General features: G+C 67.8%; 18 protein-coding genes. 11 read left to right on the forward strand and 7 right to left on the reverse strand.

Translation table 11 applies throughout. The features are described 5' to 3' along the window. Positions 1-3: 3 nt before the first annotated feature. Entirely contained in the window at positions 4-2082 is a 2079-nt protein-coding gene (gene malQ / locus KPL74_04060) for a 4-alpha-glucanotransferase (protein ID QWT21193.1), read from the forward strand. Beyond that, the gene (gene treY, locus KPL74_04065) at positions 2079-4688 is read left to right on the forward strand and encodes a malto-oligosyltrehalose synthase (GenBank protein QWT21194.1); all 2610 of its coding nucleotides are present in this window, start codon (positions 2079-2081) and stop codon (positions 4686-4688) included. Before malQ ends, treY begins: the two co-directional genes overlap by 4 nt. Positions 4689-4810: 122 nt before the next feature. Here treY and KPL74_04070 read toward each other — a convergent pair whose 3' ends face one another. Next, complete coding sequence (locus tag KPL74_04070; GenBank protein QWT21195.1) at positions 4811-5071, reverse strand: acyl-CoA-binding protein; 261 nt, start codon at positions 5069-5071, stop codon at positions 4811-4813. Positions 5072-5196: 125 nt separating this feature from the next. Here KPL74_04070 and cmk point away from each other — a divergent pair, with 125 nt between their 5' ends. The 3 genes from cmk to KPL74_04085 all read left to right on the forward strand — a co-directional run bounded on the left by cmk (position 5197) and on the right by KPL74_04085 (position 8107). Further along, positions 5197-5877, forward strand: coding sequence for a (d)CMP kinase (cmk, locus tag KPL74_04075; GenBank protein ID QWT21196.1), 681 nt, complete (start codon positions 5197-5199; stop codon positions 5875-5877). A gap of 170 nt (positions 5878-6047) precedes the next feature. Then, positions 6048-7721 carry a 30S ribosomal protein S1 gene (rpsA, locus tag KPL74_04080; GenBank protein ID QWT21197.1) on the forward strand — a complete coding sequence of 558 codons (1674 nt, stop codon included), beginning with the start codon at positions 6048-6050 and terminating at the stop codon, positions 7719-7721. A gap of 86 nt (positions 7722-7807) precedes the next feature. Then, positions 7808-8107: an integration host factor subunit beta gene (locus tag KPL74_04085; GenBank protein QWT21198.1), complete on the forward strand. Its 300-nt coding sequence runs from the start codon at positions 7808-7810 to the stop codon at positions 8105-8107. A gap of 843 nt (positions 8108-8950) precedes the next feature. Here KPL74_04085 and KPL74_04090 read toward each other — a convergent pair. Continuing rightward, positions 8951-9400 carry a glycine zipper 2TM domain-containing protein gene (locus KPL74_04090; protein ID QWT21199.1) on the reverse strand — a complete coding sequence of 150 codons (450 nt, stop codon included), beginning with the start codon at positions 9398-9400 and terminating at the stop codon, positions 8951-8953. A gap of 119 nt (positions 9401-9519) precedes the next feature. On the opposite strand from KPL74_04090, the gene KPL74_04095 reads away from it, so the two are divergent. Further along, complete coding sequence (locus KPL74_04095; GenBank protein ID QWT21200.1) at positions 9520-10959, forward strand: DNA photolyase family protein; 1440 nt, start codon at positions 9520-9522, stop codon at positions 10957-10959. On the opposite strand, the gene KPL74_04100 is transcribed toward KPL74_04095, so the two are convergent. After that, positions 10925-12124, reverse strand: a complete 1200-nt coding sequence (locus KPL74_04100) for a cation:proton antiporter (protein ID QWT21201.1) — start codon at positions 12122-12124, stop codon at positions 10925-10927. The two genes, KPL74_04095 and KPL74_04100, sit on opposite strands and share 35 nt — an antisense overlap. Before the next feature lie 56 nt (positions 12125-12180). Next, complete coding sequence (locus KPL74_04105; GenBank protein ID QWT21202.1) at positions 12181-13656, reverse strand: MFS transporter; 1476 nt, start codon at positions 13654-13656, stop codon at positions 12181-12183. A 101-nt stretch (positions 13657-13757) separates the two neighbouring features. Here KPL74_04105 and ligA point away from each other — a divergent pair, with 101 nt between their 5' ends. From ligA to KPL74_04120, 3 genes are read left to right on the forward strand one after another with little or no spacing between them, the layout of a single operon-like run. After that, a complete protein-coding gene (gene ligA, locus KPL74_04110) occupies positions 13758-16148 on the forward strand; it encodes an NAD-dependent DNA ligase LigA (GenBank protein QWT21203.1) in 2391 nt (796 codons plus the stop codon). Next, positions 16145-17101, forward strand: a complete 957-nt coding sequence (gene genX / locus KPL74_04115) for an EF-P lysine aminoacylase GenX (protein QWT21204.1) — start codon at positions 16145-16147, stop codon at positions 17099-17101. The genes ligA and genX overlap by 4 nt, the downstream gene beginning before the upstream one ends. Before the next feature lie 5 nt (positions 17102-17106). Beyond that, on the forward strand, positions 17107-17490 hold the full coding sequence (locus KPL74_04120; protein ID QWT21205.1) for a VOC family protein: 384 nt from the start codon (positions 17107-17109) through the stop codon (positions 17488-17490). 46 nt (positions 17491-17536) lie between these two features. Here the strand turns inward: KPL74_04120 and KPL74_04125 are convergent, their stop codons facing one another. Then, on the reverse strand, positions 17537-18226 hold the full coding sequence (locus KPL74_04125) for a DUF2461 domain-containing protein (protein QWT21206.1): 690 nt from the start codon (positions 18224-18226) through the stop codon (positions 17537-17539). 8 nt (positions 18227-18234) lie between these two features. After that, positions 18235-19659 carry an exodeoxyribonuclease I gene (sbcB, locus tag KPL74_04130; GenBank protein ID QWT21207.1) on the reverse strand — a complete coding sequence of 475 codons (1425 nt, stop codon included), beginning with the start codon at positions 19657-19659 and terminating at the stop codon, positions 18235-18237. Between the two features lie 62 nt (positions 19660-19721). On the opposite strand from sbcB, the gene orn reads away from it, so the two are divergent. Both orn and folP read left to right on the forward strand, forming a co-directional pair. Further along, a complete protein-coding gene (gene orn / locus KPL74_04135; GenBank protein QWT21208.1) occupies positions 19722-20288 on the forward strand; it encodes an oligoribonuclease in 567 nt (188 codons plus the stop codon). A gap of 4 nt (positions 20289-20292) precedes the next feature. Then, positions 20293-21198 carry a dihydropteroate synthase gene (folP, locus tag KPL74_04140; protein QWT21209.1) on the forward strand — a complete coding sequence of 302 codons (906 nt, stop codon included), beginning with the start codon at positions 20293-20295 and terminating at the stop codon, positions 21196-21198. A gap of 502 nt (positions 21199-21700) precedes the next feature. On the opposite strand, the gene KPL74_04145 is transcribed toward folP, so the two are convergent. Further along, positions 21701-21850: a hypothetical protein gene (locus tag KPL74_04145; protein QWT21210.1), complete on the reverse strand. Its 150-nt coding sequence runs from the start codon at positions 21848-21850 to the stop codon at positions 21701-21703. Between the last annotated feature and the right edge of the window lie 212 nt (positions 21851-22062).

Below are 22062 nucleotides of genomic sequence, written 5' to 3' on the forward strand. Positions count from 1 at the left end.
GCCGTGAACGCCCCCCTCGACGATCGCCTCGCCCTGCTGGCCGAACAAGCGGGCGTGGACGTGCACTGGCGCGATGCGCTGGATCGTCCGCAATCCACGCCTGCGAATACGTTGCGCGCCGTGCTGCGCGCCCTCGACCTGCCGGCGGACAACGCCGACGACGTCGAGGAAAGCCTGCGTCGGCTCGAGCAGGAACGCTCGGGCAGCCGCCTGCCGCGCATGCTGACGGCCGATGCTGGCAGCGAACTCGAGGTGCCTCCCGCGCCGCGTGGCCGCGCGTGGAAGATCGCGCGCGAAGATGGCAGCCTGGTCAGCGAAGGCGAACTGCCATCCAGCGAAGTGCGCCTGCGCGCGCCGGCCGAGCCGGGCTACTACACGCTGTTCCTCGACGAAGCCGATGTCACGCTGGCGGTCGCGCCGCCGCGTGCGTTCGGCGTCGGCGACATCGCCGGCTTGCACCGCCCGTGGGGCGTCGCCGTGCAGGTATCCGGACTGCGCCGGCCCGGCGATGGCGGCATCGGCGACTTCACCGCGCTGTCGTTGTGCGCACGTGCGGCGGCCGAGAAGGGCGCCGACGCGCTGGCGATCAGCCCTGTGCATGCCCTGTTCGCCGCCGCGCCGGAACGCTATAGCCCCTACGCGCCGTCGAGCCGGTTGTTCCTCAACGGCCTGTATGTCGACCCGGTGCAGACCAGCGGCGAGCAGACCGTGCGTGCGGTGATCGACACGCACAACCTGCGCCAGGAGCTGGCCGAGCTGGAGTGGCTGGACCTGATCGACTGGCCGCGTGCGGCGCGCGCGCGGATGACCATCCTGCGTTCGGTGTTCGAATGGGCATCGGTCGACCTCGCGCACGCCGATCGCTTCGCCACGTTCCGCCGCGAACAGGGCGAACCGCTGGAGCGCCACGCACGTTTCGAAGCCCTGCATGCGGACTTCACCGCGCACGGCCGTCCCGGCGGCTGGCAAGGCTGGCCGAGCGGCTTCCACGACCCGGCCAGCGCCGACGTCGCCGCGTTCGCCCGCGAGCACGCGCGCGAGGTGAGCTTCCACGCCTGGCTGCAGTGGCTCGCCGCGCGCGGCCTGTCGGCCGTGCAGAAGGACGCCCGCGACGCCGGCATGAAGATCGGCCTGATCGCCGACCTCGCCGTCGGCGCCGACTCCGGCGGCAGCCATGCATGGGCGCACCAGTCCGAGATGCTCAGTGGGCTGTCGGTCGGCGCGCCGCCGGATGCGCTCAACCGCCTCGGCCAGGACTGGGGCCTCACCACCTTCTCGCCGCGCGGCCTGCGCGAGACCGGCTTCCGCGGCTTCATCGGCATGCTGCGCGCCGCGCTGGCGTATGCCGGCGGCGTGCGCATCGACCATATCCTTGGGCTGAAGCGCCTGTGGATGGTCCCGCACGGCGCGGGCGCCACCGAAGGCGCCTATGTCCGCTATCCGATGCACGACCTGCTGCGCCTGATCGCGCTGGAAAGCCACCTGCATCGCGCGGTGATCATCGGCGAAGACCTCGGCACCGTCCCCGCCGACTTCCGCAAGGCGATCGGCGACAAGGGCGTGCTCGGCATCCGCGTACTCTGGTTCGAACGTGCCGCCGATGGCGGTTTCGTCTCTCCAAGCGAATGGTCGGACAACGCCATGGCGACCACCAGCACGCACGACATCCCCACCGTGGCTGGCTGGTGGAGCGGGCGCGACATCGCCTGGCGCAAGCAGACCGGGCTGGACGACCCCAGCGTGGATGAAGTCGCCCAGCGCGAAGTCGACCGGGCGCGCCTGTGGCGTGCGATGTACGCCTCCGGTTCGGCCTGGAACGAGGATGCACCGCCGGCGCCGGACGATATCTCGCCGGTGGTGGTCGCCGCGGCGAAACATGTCGCGCTGGCACCGGCACCGATCGCGATCTTCCCCGTCGAAGACGTGCTTGGCCTGCATGAGCAACCCAACCTGCCCGGGCCGACCGACGCGATCCATCCCAACTGGCGCCGGCGCATGCCCGATTCGTCGGCGCGCCTGTTCGACGGCCCGATCGCGCATGCCGTGAGCGGCGCGATCGACCAGACCCGGAACCGCTCGTGAGCCCACCGCGTTCGCTCGCCCGCCTGCAGTTCCACGCGGGCTTTACCCTCGACGATGCCGTCGGCGTGGTCGGTTACTACGCGCGGATGGGCGTCAGCCACCTGTACGCCTCGCCGATCCTGCGCGCCCGGCGCGGTTCCACCCACGGCTACGACGTGGTGGACTGCAACGAGGTCAATCCCGAGATCGGCGGCGAAGACGCACTGCGTCGGCTGGTGGCCCGGCTGCGCGAACACGGCATGAGCCTCATCGTCGACATCGTGCCCAACCACATGGGCATCGGCAGCGAAAACGCGTGGTGGATGGATGTCCTGCAAAACGGCCGCGACAGCCGCTACGCGAACCATTTCGACATCGACTGGACGGCGCCCGATCCGCTCGTGCGCGGCCGCGTGCTGCTGCCGATCCTCGGCGCGGGTTACGAGGAGACGCTCGAATCCGGCCAGCTACGGCTCGGCAAGCGCAAGGACGCATGGGTGCTGCGCCTGTACGACGACTTCCTGCCGCTGTCGCCCGCCTCGGTGGCGACGCTCGGCGACGATGCGGAGCGCTCGCACGATCCGAAGGACGACAAGGGCAGGGCGCGCCTGCATGCGCTGATCGAGAAGCAGCATTACCGGCTGGCCTTCTGGAAGCTGGCCAGCGACATGGTCAACTACCGTCGCTTCTTCGACATCAACGAACTCGCCGGCCTGCGCATCGAGCGCACCGCGGTGTTCGAAGACACCCATCGCACGATCTTCCGCCTGTATGCCGAAGGCCTCATCGATGGGGTGCGTTGCGACCATGTCGACGGGCTGGCCGACCCACGTCGTTACTGCCGACAGCTGCGCCATCGCCTGGAACGCCTGCGCACGCAGCGTCCGCCGGGCGCGCCGCGCGACGGTGCCTACCTCGTCGTCGAAAAGATCCTCGCCGACGACGAAACCCTGCGCCTGGACTGGCGCACGGATGGCACCACCGGTTACGAGTTCATGGCCCAGGTTTCCGCCGTGCTGCACGACGAGCGCGGCGAACCGCCGTTGACCGACCTGTGGCGGCGGCTCACCGGCGACGCGAGCGACTTCGCCACGCAGGCCGTGCAGGCGCGCCGGCAGATCCTCGTCGACAGCTTCGAAGCCGAACTGGATCGCACCGCGCGTGCGCTGTTCGCCGCCGCCCGTGCCGACGTCGCCACGCGCGACGTATCGCAGGCGGCGATCCGCCGCGTGCTGACCGAGCTGCTCGTGCATTTCCCGGTCTACCGCACCTATGCGGGCGGGGCAGGGCGCGACGCCTTCGACGAAAGCGTGTTCGCCCGCGCGGTGGAAGGCGCCTTGCGCACGCTGCGCATGGAAGACGCCGACCTGCTGCACCTGGTCGCCCGCTGGCTGGGCGGCGAAGCGCCGCGCAGCCTTCCGCCGGGAACGGTGCGGCGCGCCCGCGAGCGTGCCATCGCGAGTTTCCAGCAGGCGACCTCGCCGGTCGCGGCGAAAGCAGTCGAAGACACCGCCGGTTATCGCTACGGACGCCTGCTCTCGCGCAACGAAGTGGGCGTAGACGCGGCGCGGATGGCGATCCCGCCGACCGCCTTCCACGTGCACTGCCACGACCGCCAGGCCACGCTGCCGCACAACCTGTTGGCCACGGCCACCCACGACCACAAGCGCGGCGAAGACCTGCGCGCCCGCCTGGCCGTGCTGTCCGAGGTGGCCGAGCGCTGGGTGATCACCGTGGAGCGCTGGCGGGTCCGCCATGCCGACCTGCGCCAGCGCGTGACCGATGGACGCATGGCGCCGTCGGCCCCCGACGAAGCGATGCTCTACCAGATGCTGGTCGGGGCCTGGCCGCTGGGCCTGGCACCCGACGACGACGAGGGCCTGGAGCTGTACGCGACCCGCATCGCGGCCTGGCAACGCAAGGCCTTGCGCGAGGCCAAGCGCTGGACGCGGTGGACCTCGCCGAACGAGCCGTACGAAGACGCGTGTGAGGATTTCCTGAGGGCGATGCTGTCCGGCGAGTCCGCGGCCGAGCTGCACGCCTTCGCCGAATACATCGCCACCCCGGGCGCGGCGAACGGCCTGGCGCAGACCGTATTGCGGCTGACCACGCCGGGCGTGCCGGACCTTTATCAGGGCACCGACTACTGGGATTTCAGCCTGGTCGACCCGGACAACCGGCGGCCGGTGGATTTCGTCGCCCGCTCGGCCTCGCTCGAACGGGCCGCTTCGCCCACCGACTGCCTCGCCACGTGGCGGGACGGCGCGGTGAAGCAGGCGGTGATCTTCCGGCTGCTCTGCGCACGCAAGGCCCACCCGGAACTGTTCGCCCGCGGCAGCTATCGGCCGCTGGAAGCCACCGGGCCGGCTGCGGAGAAGGTGCTGGCGTTCGTCCGCGAGCATCGCGGGCAGCGGCTGGTGGTCGCCGTGGGGCGGCACCTGGCGCCATGGATCGCCGGGTCGTCGGCGCCGGCGATCCGGGCAGGGCACTGGGAGGGCACGTCGCTGGCCTTGCCGGCGGGGAAGTGGTCGAGCCTGCTGACCGACCGGAAGCTGGACGGGGGCGAGGTGGGGGTGGCGGAGGTGTTCGGGGAGTTGCCGGTGGCGGCGTGGGTTTCGGGGCGGTGAGTGGTCGCGGCGCGATGATTGGTCGCGGGCGTAGGTTTTGACGTGGTGATCGGTCGCGGGCGTGGGGCGCGTGGTGTCACCGATCGCGCGCAGGCGCGCTCCTACAGGGGTGTCGCGGGCCCCTAACCCCCCAACGCCCGCACCAACCGGACGTAATCCCGCATGGCGTCTTCGCGCGACGTCCCCCGCAACTTCGCCCACGCCTCGTACTTCGCCGTGCCCACGAAATCGAAGAACCCCGGCTTGTCCCCCGTGACGTCGCCTTCCGCGCCCTGCTTGTAAAGGGCGTAGATGCGCAGCAGGGTGTCGTTGTCCGGCCGGTGGCCCAGCCGGGTGATGTCCAGCGAGGCCTGTTCGAACTGGCTCTGGAGATCGTCGGACATGGGGATGCGTGCTGCCCGTGGCGCGGAGGTTGGGGGCTTGTAGCATGGGGCCGGGGGGCTGTCCATCCGAAGAATGGCGGGCGCCGACGCGCTATCATGCCGGTTTCGTGACTCAAGGTTTCCCCATGGCCCACCCGCCGGTCGTCCCCGTCCTCACCATCGACGGCCCCTCTGGTTCCGGCAAGGGCACCATCAGCCGGCTGGTCGCCGACCAACTGGGCTGGCGCATGCTCGATTCGGGCGCCCTGTACCGCGCCGTGGGCTATGCCGCGGGCGCCGAAGGCATCGACCTGTCCGACGTGGACGCCGTCACCCGCTGCGCCCAGCACATCAGGATCCGCTTCCAGGCCAGTGCCGACGGCGGTGAGACGCATGTGCTGGTCAACGGCCACGACGCCACGGACGAGTTGCGCACGGAAACGGCAGGGGCCGCCGCCTCGGCGATCGCCGTGATCCCGGCCGTCCGGCAGGCCCTGGTCGACCTCCAGCTGGCTTTCCGCAAGGCCCCGGGCCTGGTGGCCGACGGCCGCGACATGGGTACGGTGATTTTCCCCGACGCCCCGTTCAAGGTCTTCCTCACCGCCAGCGCGGGCGAACGCGCGAAAAGGCGCTATAAGCAGTTGAAGGATAAGGGCCTGAGCGTTACACTTGCAGGCCTGCAACGGGAAATCGAGGCCCGCGACCAGCGTGATGCGTCGCGGCCTGTTGCCCCGTTGAAGCCCGCCGAGGGCGCCGTCGTCATCGATACGACCGGCATGCCCATCGAGGTGGTGGTGGCAAAAGTTTTCGCCGTGGTGCGCCCGTAGGGCGCATTCGGCATAGCGCTCGCGCAGTGTGCGCGGGTTCTTGGCAACGGTGCCGGGCGGCTGCATATCGCATCCCTCCGTCGCACCCACAACCGGTGGGTCCCCTGACCGCTCGCGTTCACTGATGCACGCTTGCGCCGGGTACGGCCTTTCATAACCCTGGAATCAACATGACTGAAAGTTTTGCCGAACTGTTTGAACAGAGCCAGCAGGCCATTTCGAAGCTGAAGCCCGGCTCCATCGTCACCGGTATCGTTGTGGAAATCCGCAATGACGTGGTGGTGATCAACGCCGGCCTGAAGAGCGAAGGCATCGTTCCGATCGAGCAGTTCAAGGACGAGAACGGCGCCCTCGAAGTGGAAGTTGGTGACGAAGTCAAGGTCGCGCTCGACGCGCTCGAAGACGGCTTCGGCGAGACCAAGCTCTCCCGCGAGAAGGCCAAGCGTTCGATGGTGTGGGACGACCTCGAGCAGGCGTTCGACAAGGAAGAGACCATCACCGGCAAGATCTCCGGCAAGGTCAAGGGCGGCTTCACCGTCGACATCAAGGACGTCCGCGCATTCCTGCCGGGCTCGCTGGTCGACGTGCGTCCGGTCCGTGACCCGGTCTACCTCGAAGGCAAAGACCTCGAGTTCAAGATCATCAAGCTCGACCGCAAGCGTAACAACGTGGTCGTCAGCCGCCGCGCCGTCGTCGAGACCGAGTTCTCCGAAGAGCGCGAGAAGCTGCTCGAGCGCCTCACCGAGGGTGCGGTCGTCAAGGGTGTGGTCAAGAACCTCACCGATTACGGCGCATTCGTGGACCTCGGCGGCATCGATGGCCTGCTGCACATCACCGACATGGCGTGGAAGCGCGTCCGTCACCCGTCGGAAGTCGTCAACGTCGGCGACGAGCTCGACGTCCGCGTGCTGAAGTACGACCGCGAGCGCAACCGCGTCTCGCTCGGCCTGAAGCAGCTCGGCGACGACCCGTGGGTTGCCATCGCCCGCCGTTACCCGGTCGGCAGCCGCCTGTTCGGCAAGGTTTCGAACGTGACCGACTACGGTTGCTTCGTCGAGATCGAGCCGGGCGTGGAAGGCCTGGTGCACGTTTCCGAAATGGACTGGACCAACAAGAACGTCAACCCGGCCAAGGTGGTTCAGGTCGGTGACGAGACGGAAGTCATGGTCCTGGACGTGGACGAGGAGCGTCGCCGCATCTCGCTGGGTATCAAGCAGACCCGCTCGAACCCGTGGGAAGCCTTCGCCGCCATGCACAAGAAGGGCGACAAGGTCTCCGGCCAGATCAAGTCGATCACCGACTTCGGCATCTTCATCGGCCTGGAAGGCGGTATCGATGGTCTCGTCCACCTGTCCGACATCTCGTGGCAGGCCTCGGGTGAAGACCTCGTCCGCAACTTCAAGAAGGGCGACGAAGTCGAAGCCGTGGTCCTGGCGGTCGATCCGGAGCGCGAGCGCATCTCCCTCGGCATCAAGCAGATGGAGCAGGATCCGTTCGGCCAGTTCATGGCCACGAATCCGCGCGGCACCGTTCTGAACGGCACCGTGAAGGAAGTCGACGCGAAGGGTGCGATCATCGACCTGGGCGAAGGCGTCGAGGGCTACATCCGTGCCAACGACATCGCCAAGGAACGCGTGGAAGATGCCACGCAGCACCTGAAGGTCGGCGATGCCGTCGAGGCGAAGTTCACCGGTATGGATCGCAAGGGCCGTCAGCTGCAGCTGTCGATCCGCGCGAAGGACGAGGAAGACCTGGCCGATACCATGGCCGACTACCAGTCCGCTGCCGGCGGCACGACGAAGCTCGGCGCGCTCCTCAAGGAGCAGATGAACAAGGCCGACTAAAGTCGGAGCGAGGGGCGGTGATCCCGCCCCTCGTTGTTGTTGTAACCTGTTGTTTGCGTCAGCTTTATCGAAGAACCAGGGGACCCATGACAAAGTCGGAACTGATCGAGGCGCTGGCGCGGCGCCAGACCCACCTTGCCTTCAGCGATGTGGAACTCGCCGTCAAGAGCGTGCTCGAGCAGATGAGCCATGCCCTTTCGACGGGTGAGCGCATCGAGATCCGCGGCTTCGGCAGCTTTGCTCTGCACTTCCGTCCGCCGCGCATGGGGCGCAACCCCAAGACCGGCGAAGCGGTTGCCTTGCCGGGCAAGCACGTGCCTCATTTCAAACCTGGCAAGGAATTACGCGAACGCGTAAACCTCGCCCTGGAGAACGCCGCATCCTGATGCGGCGTTTTTTTTTGGCCGTTGCGCGGGATCCGACCTCCGCGCGGCGCTCGGGCGTGGTCGCGAACTCCCGCGGCGCTCGGGCGTGGTCGCAGGACCAGCCCTCGGCGCCCACCCTCGCTGCTCAGACAGGTCCTCCGCGCTCGATAAGGGTGGCCGCAGCCGCGGCCCATGTATTTGATTAGCCTTCGGCTGCTCGCTTGTGCGGAACTCGCCTCGAGGGTGGGCGCCGAGGGCTGTTCTTGCCGGCCGCGCGCGACATGCGGGAGAGCAGGCCTGCTGCCTCGCCCGACACTGCCATGTTGTTGTAGGAGCGCGCCTGCGCGCGATTGATGGTGCCAAATGGCGGCCAACGCCAAAGCCGAAAGCATCAGCCAAAGCCCAAGGCATCGTTCTCGACGTGAGTCGACGCTCATCGAGCGGGTCGGTTCAACAGCGTCCGCCTACACCGCGCCTTCGCCCATTACACGCAACCGCATTTCCATACGACCGCAACGCCGCCGTATCGTCGATTCGCGCGCAAGCACGCTCCTACACGCAAATCTCGCGGCAGACTGCAAGAACAGCCCTCGGCGCCTACCCTCGAGGCGAGTTCGTGGCGGCGAGGGGGCCGGGCGGAAGAAGCCCGCAGGGGGCCGGCCACGACGGCCGGCCGTTTCTGCCGAGACAGGATGTCGAGTCAGAAACCTCCGCCCGGCACCCGGTGCGCGGCCATAGGCCAATAAGGAAACGGGCTGCGGAGCAGCCCCTCCCTGTCGCACGCCAGAACGCTGTCTGAGCAGCGAGGGTAGGCGCCGAGGGCTGGTCCTGCGACCAAGCCCGAGCGCCGCGCAGAGTCCGAGGTTACTGCACCCGCTGGACGTTGCCCTTTTCGTCGATGATCACGATGTCGCCCGTGCGGATCGCCGAGGCATCGGCCACGGTCACGTTCGTATAGCCACCCGAACCCATCTTCACCCGCAGCGTATAGTTCTCACCGCCGCCGCCCTTGCCGATCGCGTTACCGGCAAAACCGCCGCCGACCGCACCGGCCACCGTCGCCACCTTGCGGCCATTGCCGCGGCCCACCTGGTTACCCAGCACACCGCCGGCAATCGCACCGATCACCGCACCCGCCGTACCGTGGTCACGGCCCTGGGTCACGTTCGTCTCGATGCTCTGCACCACGCCACACTGGTCACAGCGCACGTAGATGCCATCCGGGCGGGTCATGGTCGCCGCAGCGGCCGGGAGGGCGAAGGCCGAAGCCAGCAGGGCGGCCATGGGAATGGCGAGGAACGACTTGGTATTCATGGAATCTCCTATGGCGTGCGGCGGAGCAATGGGGCCGCGCGTAGTGACAGTCTAAGCATTCCATCTGAACGGAATTAGATCGGTATTCGCATTTCACGCACGGCGTGGATACTAGGTGCATGACTACCGCCATCCTCTGGTTCCGCCGCGACCTGCGTCTTGCAGATAATCCCGCCCTCGTGGCTGCCCTGGAGGCCCACGAGCGGGTCATCCCGCTGTATATCCACGCCCCGGACGAAGAGGGTGAGTGGGCGCCGGGGGCGGCTAGCCGGTGGTGGCTGCATCATTCGCTGGAGGCGTTGGATAAGCGCCTGGGGCGGCACAGGGGGCGGTTGCAGGTGGGGGTCGCGCGCGGGCGCGCTCCTACAGGGGAACAAGGCAGCCTTGCCGTCCTCAGGGCGGCGGTGGAGGCGACGGGGGCGGTGGCGGTTTACTTCAACCTGCTTTACGACCCGCTGATCCGCAAGCGCGACGAGCAGGTGCGCAAGGGCCTGGAAGCCGACGGGATCGACGTCGCGTCGTACAACGGGTCGCTATGGTGCAACCCGTGGGAAATCGCCACGCAGGAAAACCAGCCGTATCGCGTGTTCACCCCGTTCTGGCGCAACCTGCGCACCCGGATCGACGACCAGGCGCCGTTGCCGGAGCCGGTGTCGCTGCCGCTGGAAAGCCTTCCGAGCAGCGCGACCATCGCCTCGCTCGACCTTCTGCCGAGCCTGGACTGGGCGAAGGGTTTCGACGAGTGGACCCCGGGCGAAGCCGGCGCGCACGAGATGGTCGACCTGTTCGCCGACGATGCCGCCAGCCACTACGTGGAAAGCCGCGACATCCCCTCGCGCCACGGCACCTCGCGGCTGTCGCCGCACCTGCATTTCGGCGAGATCTCGCCGCGCCAGGTCGCCGACCACCTGCATCGGCGTTTCGCCCGGCGCAAGAACGCCGCCGACATCGAACCCTACCTGCGCCAGCTTGGCTGGCGTGAGTTCGGCCACCACCTGCTCTGGCATTTCCCGGACACGCCGAAGAAGAACTTCAACAGGAAGTTCGACACCTTCCGCTGGGAGAAGCGCGACGCGCACGCGTTGCGTCGCTGGAAACAGGGCAAGACCGGCATCCCCATCGTCGATGCCGGCATGCGCGAGCTGTGGGCGACCGGCTGGATGCACAACCGCGTGCGCATGCTGGTCGCCAGCCTGCTCACCAAGAACCTCCGCCAGCACTGGCTGCTGGGCGAGAAGTGGTTCTGGGACACCCTGGTCGACGCCGACCTGGCCAACAACGCGATGGGCTGGCAGTGGGTCGCCGGCAGCGGTGCCGATGCCGCGCCGTACTTCCGCATCTTCAACCCGGTCACCCAGTCGGAAAAATTCGATCCGCAGGGCGCGTACATCCGCCGCTGGGTACCTGAACTGAAAGACGCCCCGGGCCGCCTGGTCCACGCCCCGTGGGAAGATGCGGCCTTCCTGAAACGCTCCGGTTACCCAGCGCCCATCGTCGACCTGAAGGACAGCCGCGAGGACGCGCTCACGGCGTACCAGGCGTCGAAGACGGCGACCTGAGCAGCAGGGACAGGATCGGTGGCGTGACCATGGCGGTGAGCAAGGACATCGCCACGATCACCGCGTAGATCGTTTCGTCGAACACGCCGGCGGCGAGTCCCAGGCTGGCGATCACCACGCCGACCTCGCCGCGCGGGACCATGCCGAAGCCAACGATCAGCGCGCTACGCTGGCCGAGCTTGCCGGCACCGACGATCGCACCGAGGTAACCGCCCGCCAGCTTCGAGACGATGGCGATGACCGTCACCACGGCCAGCGTCAGCAAGGCGCTGCCGCTGCCCAGCGCGGCGAGGTTCACCTTCGCGCCGGTGACGACGAAGAAGAACGGGGTCAGGAAGGCGAGCAGGGGCGCCGTCTGTTCTTCCAGCTGATGGCGCTGCCGGGTTTCCGAGGCGATCATGCCGGCGAGGAAGGCACCGATGATCGCGGCCAGGTGGAAGCGCATCGACAGGTAGGCGAGGCCCAGGCACAGCGCGAGCACGATCGCCAGCGGCGACATCGGATGGCTCGGCTTGTCCAGCCAGCCCGAGCCGCGCCGCATCACCCGCGTGCCACCCCAGCCGATCACGGCGACGAAACCCACCGCGCCGAGCAACGTGCCGAGCAGGCCGCCGACGTCCACGTCGCCACCACCCTGCAGCGATGAGACCACGCCGAGCAGCAACATGGCGAGGATGTCGTCGATCACGGCGGCGCCGAGGATGATCCGCGCCTCGCGACGTTGCAGCACGCCCAGCTCCTGCAACACGCGGGCGGTGATGCCGGCCGAGGTGGCGACGAAGGCCGCGGCGACGAACATCGAGCGGATCCAGTCGAAGCCTGAGCCATGCGCCCACACCGCGCCGAGCGCGAAGGGGACGAGCACGCCGAGCACGCCGACGAGGACCGCGCTGGTGCCGACCTTCTTCAGGTCGTCGAGTCGCGTTTCCAAACCCACTGAGAAAAGGAGCAGGATGACGCCGATTTCGGCGAGCACATCCAGCGGCGTCCCGGTGGCGATATCGGGCAGCGCGACCCAGCCCAGCGCGCTCGGGCCGATCACGCAGCCGGCGGCGATTTCGCCGACGACAGCCGGTAATTTAAGCCGTTGCGCGAGTTCGCCACCGACCTGCGCGGCGACAAAAATGAGGAAAAGCGAAAGCAGGATGGCGGCGGAGTCGTGCATGGCGATCGTTCCTGATCAAAGCCGCGCAGGAGTGCACGGTGTCCCGAGCGTACCCGCTAGTCGGCGGCGTTGGCGACCGCCGGTTCACGCGTATCGCGCAGGCGGCTGAAGATCCAGCTCGCGGCCAGCGTGATCAGCCCGAGCACGATCACCGACCAGCGGAACGCCCACACATACGGATGCCGGTCGGACGAGCCGAGGAAGCCGGCCATCAGCAGGGTGGCCAGGGCGATGCCGAAGCTCATCGACAGGTATTGCGCCGTGGAGGCCATCGACGAGGCCATCGAGGCCTGCTTCACGTCCACATCCACGTAGGCCAGCGTGTTCATCGAGGTGTACTGCACCGACATCACCGCGCCGTAGACGTAGACGAAGCCGGCGATCAGCCAGGTCGGCGAATCGGTATCCAGCAGCGCGAAAGAACACAGCACCACGCTCACCGTGATGGTGTTGCCGAGCAACAGCTTGCGGTAACCGAAATGGGTCAGCAGGCGATGGATGAAGGGTTTGACCGTGATCGAACCCAGTGCCTGCGGCACCATCATCAGGCCGGCCACCAGCGGCGACCAGCCGCAACCGATCTGCAGGAACAGCACCAGCAGCAGGTACATGCCGGACACGCCGAGCCGGGTGAACAGGTTGCCGGCCAGCGACACCCACACGCTGCGCACCTTCAGCAGCGACAGGTCGCTGACCGGGAACGGCGTGCGCCTGCTGTGCCGCACGTAAAGCGTGGCCAGCGCGAACGCGCCCAGCACGTAACCGACGATGGCCAGCACGCCGCCGTGGCCACCGAGCGTTTCGGCGGCGAGCAGGGCCAGCGCCGAGGCGCCGGCGAACAGCAGGAAGCCGGTGGTATCGAACGGATTGGCGCGGTCCGGCCGGTAGTCCGGCATCTCGCGACGATTCAGCAGCAGGCCGACGATGCCGACCGGCACGTTGATCAGGAAGATCAGCCGCCAGTGGGTGAACTCGACGATCGCACCGCCGAGCAGGGGCCCGAATACCGAACCGAGCAGGCCGAAGGTGGCCACCGTGCTCATCGAGCTGACGAAGTCGCGGCGGTCGATGCTGCGTACCAGCACGTAGCGGCCGACCGGCATCAGCGCCGCGCCACCCAGGCCCTGGACGATGCGCGAGGCGACCAGCTGGGGCAGCGACTGGGCGATGCCGCACAGCAGCGAGCCCAGCGCGAAGACCATGATCGCACCGCCGAACACACGGCGCGTGCCGAAGCGGTCGCACAGCCACGGGCTCATCGGGATGAAGATCGCCAGGGTCAGCACGTAGCTGGTCAGCGCCGTGCGCATGCTCAGCGGGGTGACGTCCAGCGCGTGCGCGATCGACGGCACCGCCGTGTTCACGATCGTCGAATCGAGCGCCTGCATGAAGAAACCCGCCGCCACCAGCCAGATCAGGCCGCGGTAACGCGCCTTGCTGGAGGGTTCCGCCGGGGCCAGGGCCGGCCGGTCGGAGGGGAGGGCATGCGCGTCGGCGTCGGTGGGGGTGGGAAGGACGTCATCAGCGGGCATGGCCGGTGCATTATAGCGGAAGCGGGTTCTTGCTTTTGGCGCGCCTTCGGCCGAAAGTCCCCTGTTGCCTACGCCACGTGTGTTCATCACGGACCTTGCACATGCCCCAAGCCATCGCCCCCGTCGACGCCGTCGAACGCGCCACCGAACTGCGCAAGCGCATCGAGGACGCCAACTACCGTTACCACGTGCTCGACAACCCGGAAATCCCGGATGCCGACTACGACCGGATGATGCGTGAGCTGGAAGCACTCGAAGGCCAGTACGCGGACCTCGCGGCTGCCGACTCGCCGACCCGCCGCGTCGGCGCGCGTGCGCACGGTGGCTTCGCCGAGGTCACCCATGCGGTGCCGATGCTGTCGCTGGGCAACGCCTTCGAACAGGACGGCGAGAACGATCGCGAGAAGTATCGCGAAGTGGCGGATTTCGAACGCCGGATCGAACAGACCCTCGGTCGTCGCCAGCCGGTGTTCTCGGTGGAACCGAAGCTGGATGGCCTGGCAATCAGCCTGCGCTACGAAGACGGCGTGTTCGTGCAGGGCGCGACCCGTGGCGACGGTTCGGTCGGTGAAGATGTCACCGCGAACCTGCGCACGGTGAAGGCGATCCCGCTGCGCCTGCGCGGCGAAGGCTGGCCGCGCGTGCTGGAAGTGCGTGGCGAGGTGATCATGCCGCGCGCCGCCTTCGAAGCCTTCAACGAACGCGCCCGCGCCGCCGGCGACAAGCCGCTGGCCAACCCGCGCAACGGTGCCGCCGGTTCGCTCCGCCAGCTGGATCCCGCGGTGACGGCGAAGCGGCCGCTGGCGTTCTTCGCCTATGCCGTCGGCCGGGTCGAGGATGGCGAACTGCCCGACACGCATTCCGCCACGCTGGCGAAACTGCGCGAGTGGGGCTTCCCGGTCTCGCCGGAAGTGTCGACCGCGAAGGGCTTCGAGGGGCTGATCGCCTACTTTCGCAGGATCGGCGAAAAGCGCGACAGCCTGCCGTACGACATCGACGGCGTGGTCTACAAGCTCGACGATTACGATGGCCAGCGCGAGATGGGCTTCGTCTCGCGCGCACCGCGCTGGGCGATCGCACACAAATACCCGGCGCAGGAACAGATGACCACGGTGGAGGCGATCGAGATCCAGATCGGTCGCACCGGCGCGGCGACGCCCGTGGCCCGGCTCACGCCGGTATCGGTGGGCGGCGTCACCGTGACCAATGCCACCCTGCACAACGCCGACCAGGTCGCGCGCCTCGACGTCCGCGTCGGCGATACCGTGATCGTGCGCCGTGCGGGCGATGTCATTCCCGAAGTGGCCCGCGTGGTCGAAGAGCATCGCCCGCCGAACACCACGCCCTGGCACATGCCGGCGACATGCCCTGTGTGCAACTCCGAGCTGGTCCGCGAAGAAGGCGCCGCGGCCTACCGCTGTTCCGGCGGACTGATCTGCGCTGCGCAGCGCAAGGAAGCGGTCATCCACTTTGCCTCGCGCCGTGCGATGGACATCGATGGCCTGGGCGATCGCTTCGTCGACGCGCTGGTCGACCTGGACATGGTCAAGACACCGGCCGACCTGTACGGCCTCACGGTGGAACGCTTCGTCGAGATGAAGCGCCGCGCGGATGAACGCGACGGCACCACGCCGGAGACGGTGAAGCAGGGCAAGGTCGCCACGAAGTGGGCGGAGAACCTCGTCGAGTCGATCGAGGCGAGCAAGCGTTCCACGCTGCCGCGCTTCCTGTTCGGCCTGGGCATCATGCACATCGGCGAAAGCACGGCGAAGACGCTGGCCGCGTGGCTGGGTTCGCTGGCGATGGTCCGGCGCACCCCAGCACCGGTGCTACGCGTGTTGCCGGACATCGGTGACGAAGTGGCGACCTCGATCGCCGCCTTCTTCGAACAGGAAGGTAACGAGGCCGTGGTCGACGCGCTGCTCGCCGCCGGCATCCAGTTCGCCGACGAAGGCGCGCCGTCGCCGAAGCTGCGCGAACGCCTCGGCCTCGACGTGTTGCTGGATTCGGCGAAGGTCGCGAAGCTCGGCCCGAAGAGCACCGCCTTGCTGGCGAAGCAGTATCCGTCGCTGGAAGCGCTGGTCACCGCGGGCGAGCACCAGTGGATCGTCGCGGGCGTCCCGCAGGCCGCGGCGTCGAACCTGAGCCTGTACCTGTCCAACCGCGAACATGCCGCTTCGCTGGCGCGCAGCGACTGGGCGATGCGCAGCCTGCTGGACGCCTTGCCGGCGAAGGCCGCCGCGGCGCTGCCGCTGGAAGGGCAGACCTACGTGATCACCGGCACGATGGAGACGCTGAAGCGCGACGACGCCACCGAGCGTCTGGAATCGCTCGGCGCGAAGGTCGCCGGCTCGGTGTCGAAGAAAACCACCGGCGTGTTCGCGGGCGAGGCGGCCGGGTCCAAGCTGGACAAGGCCAACGAACTCGGCGTGCCCGTGCATACCGAGGCCGAGCTCATCGCGCTGCTCGCCGAACACGGAGTGGCACCTTGATCGGCGAACTCATCAAGCAGCTGCAATTGCGCGCGGCGACGTATGCGCGCATCCGCCGCTTCTTCGCCGATCGCGGCGTGCTGGAAGTGGAAACGCCGATGCTGTCGGCGGCTGGCAACACCGATCCGAACATCCAGAGTTTCCACACGCGCTTCAGTGGCCACGTCGACGCCGGCAACCCACAGCGCTGGATGCGCACGTCGCCGGAGTTCCCGCTCAAGCGGCTGCTCGCCGCGGGCGTCGGTGACTGCTACGAGCTGGGCCGCGTGTTCCGCGACGGCGAAGCCGGTGGCCGGCACAACCCCGAATTCACCATGCTGGAGTGGTACCGGGTGGGCTGGGACGACAGCAAGCTCGCCCGCGAAGTGCTCGACCTGCTGGAACAGCTGATGGTCCAGGCAGGCCGCACCATCGACATGGTCGAAACCACCTACCAGGGCCTGTTCCGTGACGCACTCGGCGTCGACGCCTTGAACGACCCGGTGGAAACCCTGCAGGCCGCGCTGGGCGACGTCGGCCTGGATGGCGAAGGGCTCACCCGCGACGACTGGCTCGACCTGCTGATGACCCATCGCATCCAGCCGGGCTTCACCCGCGACCGGATCACCGTCGTTTCGGACTTCCCGGCAACGCAGTGCGCGCTCGCACGGATCCGCACGGGCGAGCCGCCCGTGGCCGAGCGCTTCGAGGTGTACATGGGGCCGTACGAAGTCGCCAACGGTTACCACGAACTCAACGACCCGGTGGAACAGCGCGCGCGCTTCGAACGCGACAACGCGGTCCGCCGCGAACGGGGTGCGCCGGAAGTGCCGCTGGATGAAAACCTGCTCGCCGTGCTGGGCGACATGCCCGATTGCGCGGGCGTGGCCCTGGGCATCGAGCGACTGCTGATGGTGCTCGCCGACACCGACCGGATCGCCGACGTACTGGCGTTCCCGTTCAACGAGGCCTGAGCCCCATGCTGACGTCGATCCACCACGTCGCGATCATCTGCTCGGACTACCCGCGTTCGCGCGCGTTCTACACCGAGGTGCTCGGCCTGCGCATCGTCCACGAGGTGTACCGCGAGGCACGCGACTCGTGGAAGCTCGACCTCGAGGTCCGCCCCGGCGTGCAGATCGAGCTGTTCTCGTTCCCCTCGCCACCGCCCCGCGTGTCGCGCCCGGAGGCACAGGGCCTGCGCCATATCGCGTTCGCGGTCGACGACCTCGATGCCGCCGTCGCACGGGTAAGCGGGCACGGCGTCTCCTGCGAACCGATCCGCGTCGACGAATACACCGGCAAGCGCTTCACCTTCTTCGCCGACCCCGACGACCAGCCGATCGAGCTCTACGAAACCTGACGCCACCACCCGGCCAACCGCGGCCACCTGACCAAACGCGGCCGGGTCAGAACTCCAGCTCTTGCGCGGCGCAGAGGTAGTCGACCATCGGCGCGAGGCGTTTGAAGTTGTCGACGATGAACGGCAGCAGCTCGGTGGAGCACGCCATCGCTTCGTCGAAATCCCGCCCGGCGGCGTAGTTCTTCCGCTTCAGGTCTTCGATCAGCTCGTGGTTCGGATCGTAGCCACGCGGCGGCCGGACGAGGCTTTCGCCCCACCAGCCAAAGCGTTCCTGGAAGGCCTTCGTATGCGTCGCGCGCTTCCACGCATCCGGGTTATCCGACAGGAACTCGCGCAGCTTCTTCAGCACCGGCGGTTCCGGGTGCCACATGCCGCCGCCGACGAAGCAACCTTCGGGCTGGATGTGCAGGTAGAAGCCGGGCGCCTGGATCTCGTGGCGGCGCTCATGGAAGAAGCGCGAGCCCTGCCAGTTCTTGTACGGCTGCTTGTCGTTGGCGAAGCGCGTATCGCGGTGCAGCCGATAGAGCGAGCCACCGACCTTGCGCGGGTCGGCGCGGTAGTGCGGGCTGATCTTCGCCAGCGGCGCCTGCAAGTCGGTGATCAGCGCGATGAACGGATCGCGCACGTGGCGTTCGTAGTCGGCCTTGTGATCGTGGAACCACTCGCGGTTGTTGTTGCGCGCGAGCGACTTGAAGAACTTGAAGGTAGCGGGCGAAAAGTAGGCGGTGTGCGGCATCGTTGGGCTCAGAGCAGGGTTTCGCCCCACGCATCCAGCTGGTCGAGCAGGGCGAGCGGGGCATCGGGCATGAGGCGCAGGGCGGCCAGTTCGGTGCGGTAATCGGCGAGGGTCAGGGTGGTCAGCGGGCCCTGCCGGGTCAGGCGGTCGACCCGGAACGCTTCCCAGCGCGCGTGTTCGTCCACGCTCAGGGTGTCCGGCCAGTTGCGCGCGCGATAGCGGAACAACAGCTCCGCGTAACGCGGGTCGCGGAAGGTGAAGCGGCCGCTACCCAGCTGTCCGGGTGGGGTCGCGCGGACCTCGGCCAGCAGGCGGCGGTCGGCGTCGGGCAGGAAGCCACCGTACAGGGCCAGCTCCGGGTCCTCGGCGGGCGGCATGCCGGCGGCCTGGCCGTAGATCCGGCGCAGCTTCTCGGCCAGCCCCGGCGCGTCGCGCAGCGCGGCCAGGTGTCTGTCGACGAGGGCCATGTCCAGGCCCAGCCGCGCGTGGTCGGCGCCCTTCAGCACGGACAGCGGGGCCAGCGCCGGCGCGTGGTTGGCGCGCACGGTGCGCAGCGCGATCCGCTCCACGCCCTCGGGCAGGTCGGCGCGCGAGGTGAAGACACGGTCGGCCACGTCCTCGTCGGCCAGGCTCAGCAGGTCGGTCGGGTCGGCGGTGAGGTCGTACACGATGATCTCGCCCTGCCGGGTCGGATGCGCCGACAACGGCACGATCACGGTGAGGCACTGCCGGCTGGCTGGGTAACGCGACGAGACGTGCACCACCGGCGTCATCGCCGCCACGTCGAGCAGTTCGAACACGCGCTGCTTGCGGCGCAGGGCGAAATACCAGTCCCACAGCTTCGGCTGGTGGGTGCGGATCAGCCGGGCCAGCCCGATCAGCGCCTCCACGTCGGACAACGCGTCGTGCGCGCGGTCCTGCTTCAGGTGATTGGCCCTGGCCAGGTGCTCGAGCTTGAAGCTCGGCGTGCCGTCCTCGCGGGTCGGCCAGGCGATGCCCTCCGGGCGAAGGGCCTGGCACAGCCGGACCAGGTCGATCAGGTCCCAGCGCGAATTGCCGTTTTCCCACTCGCGGCCGTAGGGCTCGTAGAAATTGCGGTACAGCAGGTGCCGGGTGAACTCGTCGTCGAAGCGCAGCGAGTTGTAGCCGACCCCGCAGGTGCCCGGCAGGCCGAGCTGCTCGTGCACCACCGCGGCAAATTCTGCCTCGGACAGGCCTTCACGTTCGGTCAGCTGCGGGGCGATCCCGGTGATCAGGCAGGCGGCCGGCTGCGGGGGCATGTCCCGCGGCGGCTTGCAGTAGACCATCACCGGCTCGCCGACGATCTCCAGGTTGGCATCGGTGCGGATGCCTGCGAACTGGCTGGGGCGGTCCCTGCGCGGGTCGGCCCCGAAGGTTTCGTAGTCGTGCCAGAAAAAGGTCGGTTCGGCCATCTGGCCATGATCGCATGCAGGGGGAGGGCGAGGTAGACTGCCCGGTACTCAAAGGAATCCCCATGACGCGAGCGCACGACGATAACCTCATCTGGATCGATCTCGAGATGACCGGGCTGGACACGGACAACGACTCCATCCTGGAGATCGCCACGATCGTGACGGACAAGGATCTGAACGTGCTCGCCGAGGGTCCGGTCTTCGCCATCAGCCACGCCGACGCCCGCCTGCAACAGATGGACGCCTGGAACCGCAACCAACATGGCCGCTCCGGCCTCTGGCAGCGCGTGGTGGAATCGGACGACAGCGTTGAGCTCGCCGAGCAGTCCACCATCGACTTCCTCGCGCACTGGGTGCACCCGGGCAAGTCGCCGATGTGCGGTAACTCGATCTGCCAGGACCGTCGCTTCCTGCATCGCGAGATGCCGAAGCTGGAACGCTTCTTCCATTACCGCAACCTCGACGTGTCCACGCTGAAGGAACTCTCGCGCCGCTGGTCGCCGGATATCGCGCGCGGTTTCTCGAAGGACTCGGCGCACACCGCGCTGTCCGACATCCGCGATTCGATCGACGAGCTGCGTTACTACCGTCGCTTCATGGGCCCGATGGCCGGCACGATCCCGGGCTGAGCCGATGAGCTTCGATCCCTTCGCCATCTCGCTGGATTGCAACGGCCGCGCCCTGGTCCTAGACCGCCCGCGCGTGGCTGGCATCGTCAACGTCACCCCGGATTCGTTCTCCGACGGCGGCCAGCACGCGTCGCTGGAAGCGGCCTATGCGCATGCGATGCGGCTGGCGGAGGAGGGCGCGGACATGCTCGACGTCGGCGGCGAATCGACCCGCCCCGGCGCGGACGATGTGTCGGCGGAGCAGGAGATCCGCCGCGTGGTGCCGTTGATCGAGCGTCTTGCGGCGGCGACCACGCTGCCGATCTCGGTGGATACCTCGAAGCCGGAAGTGATGCGTGCGGCCGTGGCCGCGGGCGCCGGCATGATCAACGATGTGTTCGCGCTGCGCCGCGACGGTGCGCTGGACGCGGCGGCGGAGTTGCGCGTGCCGGTCTGCCTGATGCATATGCAGGGCGAGCCGCGTGTCATGCAGGACGATCCGAGCTATGACGACGTGGTGGGCGAGGTGCATCGGTTCCTGACCGATCGCCTGTTTGCCTGTGAGTTGTCCGGCATCGATCGGCGCAAGGTGTTGGTCGACCCGGGTTTCGGCTTCGGCAAGAACCTGGAGCACAACCTGGCGTTGCTGCGTGCGACGGCGCGCTTCGCGGAGCTTGGCGCGGGTGTTTACATCGGCCTGTCGCGGAAGAGCATGATCGGCCAGCTGACCGGTCGCACGGAGCCGGCGGCCCGCGGTGCGGGTTCGGCGGCGGCGGCGTTGATCGCGGTGCAGCGTGGCGCGGTGATCGTGCGTGTGCACGACGTGGCGATGACCGTGGACACTCTGGCGGTCTGGCAGGCCGTGAAGTCCGGCGACTCGGCCCCCCGCATCGACAAGCCCGCCACCCCCCGCTGGCCCGACGACGAATAGCCCGGCCCTGTAGGAGCGCGCCTGCGCGCGATGGCCGTCCGCGCGGCGCTCGGGCTCGGTCGCAGGACAGCCCTCGGTGCCTACCCTCGCTGCTCAGACAGGTCCTCCGCGCTCGATAAGGATGGCCGCAGCCGCGGCCCATGTATTTATTGCCCTACGGGCGCTCGCTTGTGCGGAACTCGCCTCGAGGGTAGGCACCGAGGGCTCTCTTCATCCGTGTCGTGAGCTGGGTGGGACAGCAGTGGCAACGGCATCCCCCACGCAGCTTCAGCTCGTGTAGGAGCGCGCCTGCGCGCGAAAAGCCGACGAAGCGGCGTAGTCGGGATACTTCCACCATCGCGCCCGGCAGCCCGGCAGCCCGGCAGCCCTCAGCACACATCGACCCAGTTTGCTCACACAACCCGTGACTTGCGGATGGCCGCGGTAGGCAGCACGCGATGCACACGCACGTCAGGCGCGTGCCACGTGATGATCGCGAGCTCCGAATAGAGGATCGGCACGGTCAGGCCTTCCTGGCGTCTGCTTCAAGCTCAGCCCAGGTGTCGTCATGGTCTTTCCAGTTGGAACGGCCCTCGGCTTCGTCCTGAAAGGCCTCTTGGACGCGCGACCGGAACCATTCGTCGTATTCCAACACGTTGATACCAAGTGACATTCATTGGGCCTCTGGGCAGTGCCAACCCATTGAGCCACGTAAGCAAATCCGGATCTGTCGGCCCCCACCAGTCATCCACGTCATCCAACCCCCATCCGTGTAGGAGCGCGCCTGCGCGCGATTGGCGTGGCTGGGCATTGGCGATAACCAAGGCCCAGGGAATCGTTTCGATCTGATTTAGGCGCGATCATTCGGGGCGGTCACACAGGTTT

The organism is Bacillus sp. NP157, assembly GCA_018889975.1.
GTDB lineage: Bacteria > Pseudomonadota > Gammaproteobacteria > Xanthomonadales > Rhodanobacteraceae > Luteibacter.

Coding starts and splice junctions, on each gene's coding strand:
- KPL74_04105 (QWT21202.1), bottom strand. CDS start 13,656: ATGCCCGCTGATGACGTCCTTCCCACCCCCACCGACGCCGACGCGCAT.
- folP (QWT21209.1), top strand. CDS start 20,293: ATGAGCTTCGATCCCTTCGCCATCTCGCTGGATTGCAACGGCCGCGCC.
- ligA (QWT21203.1), top strand. CDS start 13,758: ATGCCCCAAGCCATCGCCCCCGTCGACGCCGTCGAACGCGCCACCGAA.
- KPL74_04085 (QWT21198.1), top strand. CDS start 7,808: ATGACAAAGTCGGAACTGATCGAGGCGCTGGCGCGGCGCCAGACCCAC.
- KPL74_04070 (QWT21195.1), bottom strand. CDS start 5,071: ATGTCCGACGATCTCCAGAGCCAGTTCGAACAGGCCTCGCTGGACATC.
- KPL74_04090 (QWT21199.1), bottom strand. CDS start 9,400: ATGAATACCAAGTCGTTCCTCGCCATTCCCATGGCCGCCCTGCTGGCT.
- cmk (QWT21196.1), top strand. CDS start 5,197: ATGGCCCACCCGCCGGTCGTCCCCGTCCTCACCATCGACGGCCCCTCT.
- sbcB (QWT21207.1), bottom strand. CDS start 19,659: ATGGCCGAACCGACCTTTTTCTGGCACGACTACGAAACCTTCGGGGCC.
- rpsA (QWT21197.1), top strand. CDS start 6,048: ATGACTGAAAGTTTTGCCGAACTGTTTGAACAGAGCCAGCAGGCCATT.
- KPL74_04120 (QWT21205.1), top strand. CDS start 17,107: ATGCTGACGTCGATCCACCACGTCGCGATCATCTGCTCGGACTACCCG.
- orn (QWT21208.1), top strand. CDS start 19,722: ATGACGCGAGCGCACGACGATAACCTCATCTGGATCGATCTCGAGATG.
- KPL74_04095 (QWT21200.1), top strand. CDS start 9,520: ATGACTACCGCCATCCTCTGGTTCCGCCGCGACCTGCGTCTTGCAGAT.
- KPL74_04125 (QWT21206.1), bottom strand. CDS start 18,226: ATGCCGCACACCGCCTACTTTTCGCCCGCTACCTTCAAGTTCTTCAAG.
- KPL74_04145 (QWT21210.1), bottom strand. CDS start 21,850: ATGTCACTTGGTATCAACGTGTTGGAATACGACGAATGGTTCCGGTCG.
- KPL74_04100 (QWT21201.1), bottom strand. CDS start 12,124: ATGCACGACTCCGCCGCCATCCTGCTTTCGCTTTTCCTCATTTTTGTC.